Below are 14244 nucleotides of genomic sequence, written 5' to 3' on the forward strand. Positions count from 1 at the left end.
TTAGCTGGCCGGATCGGCCCGGTCGCATCTCGGGCATCGGCCGTCCGCGGCGACTGCGAGTTGCTGGCCGATTTCGTCCCTGAGGGCGTCTGCCTCGAACGGCGTCCCGTCGCTCTTCAGGATTCGCTTGGCGCGTTCGTAAGCATGGCTCTCGGCGGCGTCGTCGCCGACGCGGATGATCACCTCGCTGTGGAAGGGGCAGACTGTGGTCGCGCGCGTCGTCTCGAGCGCATAGCGCACGGCCGCAGAGAGATCGTCGAGGTTGGCGGGCATCATGGCTGCTCTCCCGGTCGAGGCGCTCCCGATGGTGGCCTGTTGCCGGCGGCGCGATTTGGTGTCGGGCCGGCCGGGCGAAATCAATCAGCCCCGGCTTCCGAGGAGAGCTTCCAGGGGGGCACCGAGGCCGATTGCATGGTCTGTCCAGGGCTGGGCCATCCAAACGGCTGGGCCATCCAACCCGCGGTACCGGCCTTCGTTCCATCGAACCTGCCGGCGGAGCCTCTCCTTGCGGAGCCGGCCCCCTGAGCGCGGTCGCTTGCACCCTGTCTTCGAAGCGGCGCCCGGAGTGCCTAGGAGTCCGGGCTCCGCTTCGTGCGGCACCGGATAGCGCGCCCGATGCCAGACACAGCATAGCGGCGGGCAGGCGGTTCGCCTTGACCCATCGCAAACCTGGGAAAGGCCCGTAAGGGATCGTCCGCAATTTCGCCGGCGGGGATTTCGGAGCATGAGAGAAGCATGCAGCGCCAGATCCTCTTCAGGTGCCCGCGCACCGGCACGAACGTCGAGCATCGGTTCGACGACGAACGGCCCGAAGGGGCCGGGCCGGCGGACAGCTATGTGCCCGTGAGGTGTCCGGCCTGCATGTCGCTGCATTTCGTCAACAGCACCACCGGCAGGCTGCTGAATGAGCCAGGCGCGCAGCCCGGCTCCACGCCGCGTTCCGCCTGATCCACCGCCGGCGCTTCACGCCGACCAGCGGTCCTGCTCCTCCCGGTGCGCCTGCTCGTTGAGCCGTTCGGCCAGTTCATCGGCGATCTGCTCCGACTCGGCCGAGGCCACCGGCTCGCCCTTGTGAGTCCTAAGCTTGTCCTTGTCGGCTTCGAGCGGGAAGTCGTCAGGTGTCAGTTCGGTTTCCTTGCCGGTCATCTTGGTCATGGCGCGCCTCGCTGTGTCATCTGGGACAACACGAACGAGGGCTGATTGTTGCAGCCGGGATGAAGCGCCGATCGGCAGGCCGAAGCGGGCCGCCCCAACGATCCGGAACTGTGTCTCTTGCTTCGCTATTTCTCGACGGCGCCCGTCCAGTCCTTGAAGCCGCCGAGGTTGTAGACCTTGTCGTAGCCCAGATCCTTCAGCAACTTGCCGGCCAGCGCCGATCGGCCGCCGGACGCGCAGTAAAGAATGACAGTCTTGCTCTTGTCGAACGCCTTGTCGTGGGAGGGCAGCTCCGGATCCGCGCGAAACTCCAGCATCCCGCGCGAGACATTCACGGCGCCTGCGATCTTGCCGCTGGCGGCGACCTCCGGCGCGTCGCGAACATCAACGACCAGCGTGTTACCGCTTCGGATCATCTCGGCGGCCTCGTCCGACGTGATCTTGGGCACCGCCGCGTTGGCGGCTTCGAGCATTTGCTTGACGCTGATCGGCATGGGTCGTCTCCGGTGCTGGTTTCGGCGCCGAGGATAGCACATTGGGGGCGCCTCGCCTCGTCCTGTTGAAGGAGAGCGTGGCGAGCGAAATGATCGGCAGGGATCACGGTGATAGTGCACAAAACTCATCGTCATCGAGCCGAAGCGGCGGACCTTCGGCAACGCATTTCGCCACATCCAGTCCGCCTTCGCCCTGCGGGCTTCGGCGTGACAGCCTTCGTTCGCTTCGCTGGGAGATCGCGACGCTGGCTTGCCGAGCCGAAGCTCGCGAAGCGAGCGAAGGCTGGTGGGCCCGGCAGGACCAGAACCTGCAACCAGACCGTTATGAGCGACGGGATATCGACAAGGTTCGGCGAGCCGTTCGCTGGAACGCGCTCTGTCATGCCGCGGAAGCCGGTGCGCCGACGGCGCTGCCGATCGGCAGGGCCTATCCGAAATATGGTGGGTGGGCCGGGAAGGGGGATCGTCGAGGGGGAGTGGGTGAAGAGTTCGAGCGATGCAAAAGCGGATCACATCATCAAGTCCGGTGGACCGCACCTAATCTTTGAGACTGCGGGTGCAGTCGAGATATCGAGTGCACTGGACTGCACCCCTGCAGTGAGACACGATAATTTACGGTGGCAATGTGGGGCGCCGAAACGCCGTGAGGCGGGACGCGTCAGCCCCGTGGGTAATGTTCGAAGCGGGTAAGTTCGAAGATCTCGTCTGGAAACAAGCGCGGGGAGAAGCGTTTGGGGGGATAAGGAACTCAGCGGCTGCGCCGTCTGGCGTACCCCGCGTATAAGGAAGCATTCGATGAAGATGATCAAGGGACCGGCGATATTCCTCGCCCAGTTCGCGGCCGACGCGGCGCCGTTCAACTCCTTCGACAAGATCTGCGAATGGGCGGCTTCGCTCGGCTACGCGGGGGTCCAGATCCCGAGCTGGGATGGGCGGTTCTTCGACCTGAAGATGGCCTCGGAATCGCAGGACTATGCCGACGAGGTGAAGGGGATCGCGGCCCGACACGGGCTTGCGATCACCGAGCTCTCGACGCATTTGCAGGGTCAGCTCGTTGCCGTTCACCCGGCCTATGACGCGGCATTCGACGGCTTCGCCGTGCCGGAGGTGCGCGGCAACGCCAAGGCCCGCACGGAATGGGCCGTCGACCAGGTCAAGCGCGCGATCCTGGCGTCCAGGCGACTTGGAATCACGGCGCAAGCGACCTTCTCCGGTGCACTTGCATGGCCCTATGTCTATCCCTGGCCGCAGCGTCCGGCCGGTCTCGTCGAGACCGCTTTCGACGAGCTCGCCAGGCGCTGGCGGCCGATCCTCGATTTTGCTGATGAGCACGGCGTCGACCTCGCCTATGAGATCCACCCGGGCGAGGACCTTCACGACGGCATCTCCTATGAGATGTTTCTCGAGCGGGTGAACGGTCACAAGCGCGCGAACCTGCTCTACGACCCCTCGCACTTCGTGCTGCAGCAGCTCGACTATCTCGACTACATCGACATCTACCACCAGCGCATCAAGGCATTCCACGTCAAGGATGCCGAGTTCAATCCGACCGGCCGCCAGGGCGTCTATGGCGGGTTCCAGAGTTGGGCCGACCGTGCCGGCCGCTTTCGATCGCTCGGCGACGGTCAGGTCGATTTCGGCGCCATCTTCTCCAAGCTCACGCAATACGATTACGACAGCTGGGCGGTGCTGGAATGGGAATGTGCGCTGAAGCATCCCGAGCAAGGCGCGCGCGAAGGTGCCGAGTTCATCAAGAGCCACATCATCCGCGTCACCGAGAAGGCCTTCGACGATTTTGCAGGCGCCGGCACCGACGACGCCGCGAACCGCAAGATGCTCGGCATCTCCTGAGGGAGGAGACGAAATGACGATCGAAGCAAGCAACGAAGCCGGCCATCGCGGTCGCATCCGGCTCGGCATGGTCGGCGGCGGCCAGGGAGCCTTCATCGGCGCAGTCCATCGCATCGCCGCTCGCATCGACGACCAGTTCGAGCTCGTGGCCGGTGCGCTCGCCTCGGATCCGATCCGGGCCAAAGCCTCCGCGAAGGAGCTCGGCATCGCCGACGACCGCGCCTACGGCTCCTTCGAGGAGATGGCCAAGGCGGAAGCTGCCCGAGCGGACGGCATCGAGGCGGTCTCGATCGTGACGCCCAACCACGTGCACAGTCCGGTCGCGAAGGTGTTCCTGGAAGCCGGAATTCACGTCATTTGCGACAAGCCACTGGCGACGACCGTCGCAGAGGCCGAGGAGCTGGTGGCCTTGGTCAGGAAGACGGGCAGGGTGTTCGTGGTGACGCACAACTACACGGGCTATCCCATGGTCCGGCAGGCCCGGGCCATGATCCTGAACGGGGAGCTCGGCGAGATCCGGCTGGTCCAGGCCGAATATCTCCAGGACTGGCTGACGGAGCGATTGGAGGCAAGCAGCCACAAACAGGCGGCATGGCGCACGGACCCGGCCCGGTCCGGCGCCGGCGGATGCATCGGCGACATCGGCACCCACGCCTATAATCTTGCCTGCTTCGTCACCGGCCTCGAGCTCGACGAACTGCTCGCCCAACTGTCGACCTTCGTCGAGGGCCGGCGCCTCGATGATGATGTCCAGATACTCCTGAAGTGGAAAGGCGGCGCCAAGGGCATGTTGTGGGCGAGCCAGGTCGCCGTCGGCAACGAGAATGGCCTCACGCTGCGCGTCTACGGCAGCAAGGGCGGCCTCGAATGGGCGCAGGAGAATCCGAACCAGCTCTGGTTCACGGCTTACGGCCGGCCTAGGCAGCTGCTGACCCGCGGCGGCGCCGGTGCCTTTGGCGAAGCGGCCCGCGTCACCCGCATCCCCGCCGGTCATCCCGAAGGCTACCTTGAAGGTTTCGCAACCATTTATGCCGAGGCAGCGCGCGCCATTCGCGGCGCAAGAACCGGTGAGAAGCCCGATGCCGAAGTCATCTTCCCGACCGTTGAGGATGGCCTGGCGGGCGTGAAGTTCATCGATGCTGCTGTAAAGTCTTCGGCATGCAAAGGCACCTGGGTTCGGATCACGTAACGGCTCGCGTCTGTCATGAGGCGCTCGGTCATGCCATCGACGTACCCTTCCACGGGATCGCTTCGCCGCTTCGAAACTGATCAGATCAATGCGCTCTTCGGTGGGCGGGTGCCCGGCTAGCTTCGATCGCCTGCAATAGCGAGTCCCGCGCGCCATGGATCGACGGGGGACAGCTCGAAGGCATGCGCCAGTTCGGGCCGAATGCGTGCGCTAAAGCCGAATGACGATCGTCCGCGATACGGCGCGGCCGAGGAAATTGTTGCCCGTGCCTGCTGGGACAAGTCAGTAGCTTGTTGGCGCGCGGCACGGCTGCGAAACAATCCCAGATGTCGGTATCTCGCTATGGGTATTCTGTAGCCATCAATGGGGCAGTTCGCTTAGCGGATTCAGCTCAGGGCGTGACCGGCCAATCCGTAGACCCAGGGCTCGTTTTCCTTTCGGTTGAGGAATCGCCGTCCCTTGGACATGGTCGTGACAGTTTCGCTCATTGCGAGGCCGCTTTGCTGAAGAAGGTCGGCAAAGGGGCCCGTCTGTTCCCGCGTATCCACGCGGGCGAATCGTCCGGCGAGATCCCTGAGATGCACGGCCGTGAGATGGATCGCGTCACAATCATTGTTGGCGACGATGGGGCCGATCACATGACCGCGTCCAAATTCGCGGTTCATGGAGTAGCCGACGGTCTCGCCGCCGCGGCGCAGAACGCAGATCGACGCCCCCTCCGCAAGCAATGCAAGCAGCTTCTGGCGGTTCGTTCCGAAGGCGCGCTCATCCAGTGCCGCTATCTCTTCAATATTCTCCGCTGAAAGCGAGTGCAATTCGCCGTCCAGAACTGGCACCGCCGGGAGAGATGATGCAACCTCCCCCTGCCAAAGATATACGACGGCTTCTTTGGTGAAGCCCAGCGACAGATAGAGGTGATACGCGGCGTCAGTGGAGTTGAGGCTCAGATTCCGACCGCCGCAGCGCTCAAAGACCTGTTCCATAAGCCATCGCCCCGTGCCTTGCGCCTGGGTGCGAGGCGATGTGATCACCAAGCCAATCGTCGCGAATTCGCGGCCATGTGGGAACCACATCGCGCTGCCGAAGACGCGTCCGATGCCGTCGACCGCGACGATGCCATGGCCTGCGCGACGCAAGAAATTCCAATCCTTAGGCCGATGCGGCCAGCCGACCCCAATTGAGAGCGCATGGAGCAGTTTCACATCGACTTCGTTGATGTCCTTCGCAGCGAGTTCAAAGGACTTCACGCGTACCGTTCGTCCCATTCAGCTTCATCCATTCTTGCACGATGCCAAGTCCACGATGCCAAGTCCCTGGGACATCCTGCCTCTTATCCCCTAGCACAATAGGACAGCAGACGTGCTCCGCCGCATTATGGCACGAATATTCAGCAGGTTTCGCCTGTTTAGGGCAAGTTTTCGAAATCTTCAGGCTGTCGTGCAGCGCAATTCGGCAGGGAAAGCTCCTTCCTGCAGCTACCCTCTCGAAATTCGTAAATTGCGCAGACAGAGCGGACCACCATGAGAGTCAAAAAAGATCTTGCGAGGCAATTCGCTTTTGTCGGCGGCGAAATGCCAAAGGAGGCCGCCTCATGCCCAAGAATGATCGAGGATCCCGGTAGGCGACTGTCTGCGTGACACGGCGGGTGCATCGATGGCCTTTCTCTTCAATTCTGATGCGGCCAGAGGAGCGGTCTTCCGCGAGGCGTTTGCGCGTGAGCTTCCTGATCTAAAATTCTACCATTGTAGCGAATCCATCGACCCGGAAAGCATACGATACCTGCTGACCTGGAACGTGCCCGAGGATGTCTCGCGCTTTCCTAATCTGGAAGTGCTGTTTTCGCTCGGTGCGGGGGTCGATCAGTTCAAGCCGGAGACCATACCGGATCACGTGAAGCTAGTGCGCATGGTCGAGGATGGCATCGAACGCATGATGCAGGAATACGTCGTCCTTGGCGTGTTGACGCTGCATCGCGAGATGCTCGCCTATCGGGAGCAGCAGAGAAGGGGACTTTGGCAGGCCTTGGCAACGCAACAGGCGACCGATCGGCGTGTGGGTTTCCTGGGCTTTGGCAGGCTGGCGCAAGCTGCAATCGATCGCCTGAAGCCGTTTCGATTCCCCCTTGCTGCGTGGAGCCGCAGCAAGAAAACGGTCGAGGGAGTTGCCTGCTTTCAGGGCGACGACCAGCTTGGCGAATTTCTGCAAGGGACGGATATCCTTGTATGTCTTCTCCCGCTGACGGAGCAAACGAGCGGCATCCTGAACGCAAAGCTCTTCTCGCGTTTGCCAGCGGGAGCAAGGTTGCTGCATGTAGGCCGCGGCCCGCAGCTTGACCAGGGCGCACTCATCGAGGCGCTCGACAGCGGGCATCTGGCAGCAGCCATGCTCGACGTCACCGATCCCGAGCCACTGCCGCAGAGCCATGCGCTCTGGTCCCATCCGAAGGTGATCATCACGCCGCATATCGCGTCCGTGACACAACCGCATACGGCGGCACAATCGGTCATAGCGAACATCCGGCGCCACCGCGCCGGACAGAGTCCGATCGGCCTCGTCGATCGAACGCTTGGCTACTAACAGGAAAGATGCCATGTCACTTCTGGTCACCATCGACACCAATCCGGACTTCGAACCAAAGCAGGCCGTGCCCGCTCCGGAACGGCTCATTTCGGGTAGCCCATCCTTCAAGACCTGGGCGCAGGATGCCTCGAAGGGCGAGAAGGTGCTGACCGGCGTCTGGGAAGCGACACCGGGCGAGACCCATTCCATCAAGGGCACCACCTTCGAGTTCTGCCACATCCTTTCGGGCCTCATCGAAATCGAGGAAAAGGATGGCGAGGTCAGGAGGTACCGCGCCGGCGACAGCTTTGTGATGAAACCCGGCTTCGTCGGAATCTGGCGCACGATCGAGACGGTGCGAAAGATCTACGTCTGCCACTATGACTGAGCCGGTGCCGAGGGCCGCACTGGAAACGGCGCACCGAATATTCGACCTTCAGGGCCGCGTCTGACCGGATGCAACGCCGCCAAACAATTCATTCTCGAGGAAAAATGCGGCGTGCGGTCCTGTACTGCTCGCATGAGGCGGCATCGTCTCGCCAATCGCAAATCCCGGCAGCGATGGCGGGGAGGGCCGAAGACAAGGAGCAAGCCATGATTGCGTTGAAGGACAAGGATCTGTTTCGCCAGCAAGCACTGATCGGCGGCAACTGGCGCGATGCGAGCACGAAAGCCACCGTTGAAGTTATCGATCCTGCGAGCCAGACAGTGCTCGGCACCATCCCCGACATGGGCCGAGACGAGACGAGGGCGGCGGTCGACGCCGCGGCCGCTGCGTTCAAACTGTGGAAGACCAAGGCTCATGCAGAGCGTGCCGTGCTGCTGGAGCGCTGGTATGAGCTCATGCGGCGCCATGAGCAGGATTTGGGGCTTCTGCTAACGCTGGAACAAGGCAAGCCGCTTGCAGAATCGCTCGGAGAAATCCGCTATGGGGCATCCTTCGTCAAATGGTTTGCGGAAGAAACTCGTCGCATCAACGGGTCGACGATCCCGGCGCCCAGCGTCGATCGCCGCATTCTGGTGCTGAAGGAACCGGTCGGCGTCTGCGGGATCATCACGCCCTGGAATTTTCCGAACGCGATGATTACGCGTAAGGTGGCACCGGCGCTTGCCGCGGGCTGCACCGTGGTCATCAAGCCCTCTGAATTCACGCCCTTTTCAGCCCTTGCCATGGGTGTACTGGCGGAGCGGGCGGGAATTCCACCTGGCGTGATTAACATCGTGACGGGCATGCCGACGGACATCGGCAAGGAGCTGATGGCCAACGAAACTGTCCGCAAGATCTCTTTTACCGGATCGACCCGCGTCGGCGCGTTGCTGATGAAAGGTGCTGCTGACAACGTCAAGCGGCTGAGCCTCGAGCTCGGCGGCAACGCGCCGTTCATCGTCTTTGATGATGCCGATGTCGATCGGGCCGTCGAGGGCGCGATTGCGTCTAAATTTCGCAATGGCGGCCAGACGTGCGTTTGCTGCAATCGCATTCTCGTGCAGTCGGGCATTTACGACGTCTTTGCACAGAAGCTTGCCGGTCTGGTCGCGAAGATGAAGGTCGGTGCGGGTACGGAAGAGGGGGTCACAATCGGGCCGATGATCAACGCGGCGGCGATCGAGAAGATCAAGCGGCATGTCAGGGACGCCCTGGACAAAGGCGCGAAGATCATCTCGGAGAGCGAGGCGATGCCGGAAGGTCGGCAATATGCCCGCCCTCTCGTGCTCGGCGAGGCGACGACTGAGATGCTCCTGGCTTCAGAAGAGACCTTCGGGCCGGTCGCACCGCTGTTCCGCTTTGAGACCGAGGACGAGGCGATAGCGATTGCCAACGGCACGCCATTCGGCCTTGCCGCGTATTTCTACACCGAAAATCTGAAGCGCTCGTGGCGTGTTGCCGAGGCGCTGGAGTTCGGCATGATCGGGCTGAATACCGGCCTGATCTCGACCGAGGTTGCGCCTTTCGGCGGCGTCAAGCAGTCGGGTCTCGGACGTGAGGGGGCGCAGCTGGGGATAGAAGAATACCTCGAGACCAAGGCGCTCCATGTCGGCGGGCTGGACTGAGCGGCCCATCGGATCGGCAGCAGAAAAAAGAAAGGGGGCGGTCGAACCGCCCCCTTTTTCCTGCACTGTGCACCGATTTCTATTGAAGCTTTCGCAGAGCTGAAGCGCCGCGAGAGAACCAAAAAGAATGCGTTCAAGCGCTTTTGCGCAGGGGCTCCAGTCCGACTGCCGCAGCAAGCCCGTCAATGCCAGCGACCTCGGTGTATTCGTAGAAGGGATTGGCGGGCTCGTGACCGCGGTTCACCCAGACCTTGCTCTTGATGCCCAAGTCGTAGGCGGTCATCAGGTCGTAGCGGAAGGAGGAGGAGACGTGGGTAATGTCCTCCGGGCCGCAGCCCAGCCTGTCCAGCATATACTCGAAGCCCTTCATGTGCGGCTTGTACGCGCCGGTCTCCTCCGCCGTGATGACCATGTGGAAGGGAGCGCCGAGTTTCTCAACGTTCGACATGATGAGGTTCTTCATGGAGTTCGACAGGATCACCAGCGGAATCTCCCTGGCAACCTTGGCCAGTCCCGCCGGGACGTCGGCATGTGGACCCCACGTGTGGATCTCTGCATTGATGCGCTGGGCATGCTCCGGCCGAAAGACGATACCGTTGCGTTTGCAGGCGCGCTCCAGCGCATTATGCACGATCTCGAAGTACGGCTTCCAGGCGCCGAGAACCTCATCCAGGCGGTAGGCCGAAAAATCCTTGATGAGCTTTGCCATCGCCGCGGCCGAAAGCTCCGAGCCATAGACACGGGTCGCGGCGCCGGCCATGTCGAAATTCGTCAGCGTGCCATAGCAGTCGAAGGTGATGTACTTGGGTCTAAACGTTGCCATCGCTCGTCCTTTCAGTCCTCATGCGCCGCTTGCCGGCACGACAAGCATCATAGCGAGCGAGCAACCAGATAAAGCACCGCTGTCGCGGCGACCCGGAGCAGATTGTTTCGTATTGGGTCGGAGCTTTGGCAGAGAGTTGCGCCCACAGACGTGTCGAATGGGCGTCATCTGGGCCGTCGTTCAGCACCGGCATAAAATCCCGCGGCGATCATCGATGAAAGTCAAAACTTCCTCCATCCATACGCTGCATGCGAGCAACTGCTGTCTCCGTCGCCGTACGTTGCATCCGAAAAGATCGGGCGGCCGCACAGCGTCGCGGCCGAGCTGGAGGACGACATGTTGAGCAACTCGCTGACTGAACTCGATCGGGCGCATCTGATTCACCCGGTCTCATCCTACCGCAGCCATGAGAAGTCGGGCGTGCGGGTGCTGAAATCGGCCAAAGGCGCCACGCTGACGGATGTCTCGGGACGTCAGTTGCTCGACGGCTTCGCGGGTCTGTGGTGTGTCAATGCCGGCTACGGCCAGGACAGCATCATTGAAGCGGCCACAAGGCAACTGCGCGAACTGCCATACGCGACGGGATATTTTGGGTTGGGCTCCGACCCGGCTATCAGGTTGGCGGCGAGGCTCGCCGAACTGGCGCCTGGCGATCTGAACCATGTCTACTTCACCCTGGGCGGCTCCGATGCCGTCGACAGCACGATCCGGTTCATCCGGTACTACTATCATGCGAAGGGTACGCCACAGAAGGACCAGTTCATTTCCGTGGAGTGTGGCTATCACGGATCGTCAACGACGGGCTCCGGCCTGACTGCGCTGCCCGCCTTTCACACGGGCTTCGGAGTGCCTTATAGCTGGCAGCACAAGATCCCGTCGCACTATGCCTATCGCAATCCTGTCGGTACCCATCCTCAGGCTATCATTGCTGCATCGGTTGCGGCCCTGCGGGCTAAGATCGCCGAGCTGGGCGCCGACCGCATTGCTGCCTTCTATGTCGAGCCGATACAGGGGTCAGGAGGCGTCCTCGTTCCGCCGCCGTCCTGGCTGAAGGCGATGCACGCCGTTTGCAAGGCGCACGACATTCTGTTCGTTGCCGACGAGGTCATCACCGGCTTTGGCCGGGTCGGTCCGCTTTTCGCCTGTGAAGAGGACGATATCGTGCCCGATCTCATGACGACGGCAAAAGGACTGACCTCCGGCTATGTGCCGATGGGGGCCGTTCTCATGTCTGATAGCGTGTACAACACGATCGCTGACGGCGCCGGCAAGACGGCCGTCGGTCACGGCTACACCTATTCCGCACATCCCGTCAGCGCAGCCGTCGGGCTCGCATGCCTCGACCTTTACGAGAACGGCTTGCTGGAAAACGGCCGTAAGGCCGGCCACCGCCTGATGGAAGGGCTTCGGACGCTTGTCGATCATCCGCTTGTCGGGGACGTCCGTGGTCGCGGCATGCTGGCCGCAATCGAGCTTGTCACCGACAAGGAATGCAAGACGCCCCTGCCGGCGGAAGCCGACGCGGCACGTCGCATCTTCGACCGCGCCTGGGACAATGGACTTGTCATCCGCGCCTTTGCTCAGGGCGTGCTAGGTTATGCGCCGCCGCTCTGCTGCACCGATGCGGAGATCGACGGCATCATCGAACGGACAAGGACCACGCTCGACCAGACGCTCGAAGACAGCGACGTCCGCGCGGCGATGAAAGGATGATCGCCGCGCTCGCGATCGGCGGCCAGATCGTTCCTCAGCCGTTGAAGATGCTCTCGAGGGGTAGGTGAGACTTCACGATAGGAGACTTGAGCACGACAAAGCTGAAGTATTTGTCGATGCCAATATCCATTTCGACGAGGCGCTCCATGATCGCTTGGTATTCACTGATCCCTGAGGTGATGAACTTGACGAGATAGTCGTACCCGCCCGACACCAGGTGGCACTCGACGACGGAATCGATCTTTTCAATCGTCGTGAGGAAGCGCGCGAAATCGATCTGCCGATGATTCTTCAGAGTGATTTCGGCGAACACCGTCAGTGTCTGTCCGAGCTTGGCAACGTCGATCTGGGCGGAATAGCCGGTGATGAAGCCCTCGGTCTGAAGCCTCTTGACGCGCATCAGGCATGGGCTCGGGGACAGGTTGATCAGCTCTGCGAGTTCGACGTTGGAAATCCGCCCGTTCTTCTGCAGTTCGCATAAAATCCTGATGTCGATCTTGTCGAGCTTCATCGCGATGCCTTGAGATTGTGGAGGATGGCAGCGTCAAGGCTTTGAGGCTTCAGCGTCATACACACTGTCATAGCACCAACCCGCATCTTTGCCCACTGAGCGGTAAAATTGCCCTTCAGAACTCGGCGACCTTGCCCCAGGCCCCCAGTTTCAGCCGCTCCGGCCTGTAGGGACGCGGGTCGACGATCGGCGCACGACCAGTGATGATGTCGGCAATCATATGCCCAGCGCCGGGGCCGATTCCAAAGCCGTGGCCGCTGAACCCCGCCGCCAGGATGAAACCCGGAATCGCATCGACTTCACCGATTGCCGGAACGCCATCCGGCGTACTGTCGATGTAGCCGGCCCAGACGTTCGAGATGGCGACGCGCCGGAGCTCCGGCAGCAATTCGCAGGCGCGTCGATGCGTCAGCCGAATCTGCGCCATGTCGGGACGGGGATCGAGCGTCCGGTTCAGCTCCATGGGGGTCACCTGATCCAGCTCCCATTTTGCCAGAGATTCATGACCATGGCGCACACCCTCGAACGCTCCCGGGGCAAGACTTCGCCACCGACGGGCGAACATGGGCAGGAATTCGCGGCCGAACCTGAACTGCTGCGGCGTCGGATCGACTCGCGCGCGCCCACTGATCGCCAGCGTGTATCCGCCGTTGCCGCGTCGGGTGAGCGACACGAGCGCGGTATGCAAGGCGTCGGGCAGACCGGCCGTGCCGGGAGCGACTGCGAGAATGGACTGGCGCACGGACGCCTGCGGAAAACGAATTCCATACTGGTTGCAGAACAAAGAGGCCCACGCGCCTCCCGCCATGACCGCGGTTTTCGTCCGGATCGTGCCCGCTTCGGTCACCACTCCGTTGACCCGGCCGGCACTGAGTTCTATGCCGCGCGCCGCGCAATTCTGGTGTACGGTGCCACCGGCCGCCATGATCGCGCGCGCGGCAACGGGCACCGCCTTCGAGGGATTTGCCGTTCCGTCCGTTGGAGAAAAGACGCCGCCTTTCCACTTGCGGCCTGTTGCCTTGCCCCGCTCGCTCGCCTCTTCCGCGCTAAGCATATGTGTGGTGACGCCGACGGTCCTGGCGAAATCGCGCCACTTGGCCCAGCCGGCCAACTCGTTTTCGTCGTTCGATAGATACAGAAGGCCGCAACGGCGGAAACCCGTGTCCTCACCGGTTTCCTCGGCAAATCTCTCCCAGAGGTCGAGGCTCTTGGTTGCGATCGGCAGCTCGCGCGCATCGCGGTTCTGTTGGCGGCACCATCCCCAGTTGCGGCTGGACTGCTCGGCGCCGACGCGACCCTTTTCGAGCAAGGCGACCTTGATGCCGCGGCGGGCGAGATAATAGCTCGTGAACACGCCCACCACGCCGCCGCCAATCACCACGACATCGGCCTCGTCGGGCAGGAACGGACTGGATTCGATATGCAGGAGCGGCGCGCTCATCAACAGGGTCTCCGGTGGCTGCCGTAACGTATTCGAGAAAAAGCGGCAGGCCTCGCGAACTTTCGCGATCAGACCGAATTTCCTGCGGTTCATTGCCTTTGACACAGGCTATTATTGCGAAAACATTGTGCATGCTGCGGCTAGCGGGCGGCGAGACCGATGCACGCGCTCCGGCAATCGATGGGCTTCCCTTCCGGGCAGGCGCTCCTGCTGGCCTGGCGGCACAGAGTGAAATGCCAAATCGGACTTCGTTTTCGGAAGTTCCTGCTGCCCGGATGCCCGCTTTCGGCGATTCCGGGGAGATCGAAATCGCCAATATCGGGAGAACCACTCGATCGGTGGGTCGAAGTCCATAGAGGCAACCTGCATGAGCCCAGCAGCACACCTTGGCAGAAGCGATCAAGCCATGACGCGGATGTCATCTGTGCATCGCTTCGATTGGGTTGGCCAATTCGG

14 protein-coding genes are annotated in these 14244 nt (G+C 62.0%); 7 read left to right on the plus strand and 7 right to left on the minus strand.

The annotated features are described in order from the left end of the window. Nucleotides 1–276: a hypothetical protein gene (locus E4K64_RS20265; RefSeq protein WP_135165101.1), complete on the minus strand. Its 276-nt coding sequence runs from the start codon at nucleotides 274–276 to the stop codon at nucleotides 1–3. A 459-nt stretch (nucleotides 277–735) separates the two neighbouring features. On the opposite strand from E4K64_RS20265, the gene E4K64_RS20270 reads away from it, so the two are divergent. After that, complete coding sequence (locus tag E4K64_RS20270) at nucleotides 736–948, plus strand: hypothetical protein (RefSeq protein ID WP_135165102.1); 213 nt, start codon at nucleotides 736–738, stop codon at nucleotides 946–948. 15 nt (nucleotides 949–963) lie between these two features. Here E4K64_RS20270 and E4K64_RS20275 read toward each other — a convergent pair whose 3' ends face one another. Further along, the gene (locus E4K64_RS20275; protein ID WP_135165235.1) at nucleotides 964–1146 is read right to left on the minus strand and encodes a hypothetical protein; all 183 of its coding nucleotides are present in this window, start codon (nucleotides 1144–1146) and stop codon (nucleotides 964–966) included. A 134-nt stretch (nucleotides 1147–1280) separates the two neighbouring features. Continuing rightward, nucleotides 1281–1649 carry a rhodanese-like domain-containing protein gene (locus tag E4K64_RS20280; protein WP_135165103.1) on the minus strand — a complete coding sequence of 123 codons (369 nt, stop codon included), beginning with the start codon at nucleotides 1647–1649 and terminating at the stop codon, nucleotides 1281–1283. Between the two features lie 795 nt (nucleotides 1650–2444). Here E4K64_RS20280 and E4K64_RS20285 point away from each other — a divergent pair. Both E4K64_RS20285 and E4K64_RS20290 read left to right on the plus strand, forming a co-directional pair. Beyond that, nucleotides 2445–3500 (plus strand): sugar phosphate isomerase/epimerase family protein, encoded by a 1056-nt coding sequence (locus E4K64_RS20285; protein ID WP_135165104.1) that lies wholly within the window; start codon nucleotides 2445–2447, stop codon nucleotides 3498–3500. A 13-nt stretch (nucleotides 3501–3513) separates the two neighbouring features. Further along, nucleotides 3514–4689: a Gfo/Idh/MocA family protein gene (locus E4K64_RS20290; protein ID WP_135165105.1), complete on the plus strand. Its 1176-nt coding sequence runs from the start codon at nucleotides 3514–3516 to the stop codon at nucleotides 4687–4689. Nucleotides 4690–5075: 386 nt separating this feature from the next. Here E4K64_RS20290 and E4K64_RS20295 read toward each other — a convergent pair whose 3' ends face one another. Next, complete coding sequence (locus E4K64_RS20295) at nucleotides 5076–5954, minus strand: GNAT family N-acetyltransferase (protein WP_135165106.1); 879 nt, start codon at nucleotides 5952–5954, stop codon at nucleotides 5076–5078. Nucleotides 5955–6342: 388 nt separating this feature from the next. Between E4K64_RS20295 and E4K64_RS20300 the strand changes: the two genes are divergently transcribed. From E4K64_RS20300 to E4K64_RS20310, 3 genes are all read left to right on the plus strand, one after another. After that, a complete protein-coding gene (locus E4K64_RS20300; protein WP_135165107.1) occupies nucleotides 6343–7266 on the plus strand; it encodes a 2-hydroxyacid dehydrogenase in 924 nt (307 codons plus the stop codon). 13 nt (nucleotides 7267–7279) lie between these two features. Continuing rightward, nucleotides 7280–7636 (plus strand): cupin domain-containing protein, encoded by a 357-nt coding sequence (locus tag E4K64_RS20305; RefSeq protein WP_135165108.1) that lies wholly within the window; start codon nucleotides 7280–7282, stop codon nucleotides 7634–7636. Between the two features lie 206 nt (nucleotides 7637–7842). Further along, nucleotides 7843–9300 carry an NAD-dependent succinate-semialdehyde dehydrogenase gene (locus E4K64_RS20310; RefSeq protein WP_167772149.1) on the plus strand — a complete coding sequence of 486 codons (1458 nt, stop codon included), beginning with the start codon at nucleotides 7843–7845 and terminating at the stop codon, nucleotides 9298–9300. Between the two features lie 133 nt (nucleotides 9301–9433). On the opposite strand, the gene E4K64_RS20315 is transcribed toward E4K64_RS20310, so the two are convergent. Beyond that, entirely contained in the window at nucleotides 9434–10123 is a 690-nt protein-coding gene (locus E4K64_RS20315; RefSeq protein WP_135165109.1) for a haloacid dehalogenase type II, read from the minus strand. A 336-nt stretch (nucleotides 10124–10459) separates the two neighbouring features. Between E4K64_RS20315 and E4K64_RS20320 the strand changes: the two genes are divergently transcribed. Continuing rightward, on the plus strand, nucleotides 10460–11836 hold the full coding sequence (locus tag E4K64_RS20320; RefSeq protein ID WP_135165110.1) for an aspartate aminotransferase family protein: 1377 nt from the start codon (nucleotides 10460–10462) through the stop codon (nucleotides 11834–11836). 34 nt (nucleotides 11837–11870) lie between these two features. Here E4K64_RS20320 and E4K64_RS20325 read toward each other — a convergent pair whose 3' ends face one another. Both E4K64_RS20325 and E4K64_RS20330 read right to left on the minus strand, forming a co-directional pair. Further along, nucleotides 11871–12347 (minus strand): Lrp/AsnC family transcriptional regulator, encoded by a 477-nt coding sequence (locus E4K64_RS20325; RefSeq protein WP_126260007.1) that lies wholly within the window; start codon nucleotides 12345–12347, stop codon nucleotides 11871–11873. A 115-nt stretch (nucleotides 12348–12462) separates the two neighbouring features. After that, complete coding sequence (locus tag E4K64_RS20330; RefSeq protein WP_135165237.1) at nucleotides 12463–13788, minus strand: NAD(P)/FAD-dependent oxidoreductase; 1326 nt, start codon at nucleotides 13786–13788, stop codon at nucleotides 12463–12465. Nucleotides 13789–14244 lie beyond the last annotated feature (456 nt).

Source organism: Bradyrhizobium frederickii, from assembly GCF_004570865.1.
Lineage (GTDB): Bacteria > Pseudomonadota > Alphaproteobacteria > Rhizobiales > Xanthobacteraceae > Bradyrhizobium > Bradyrhizobium frederickii.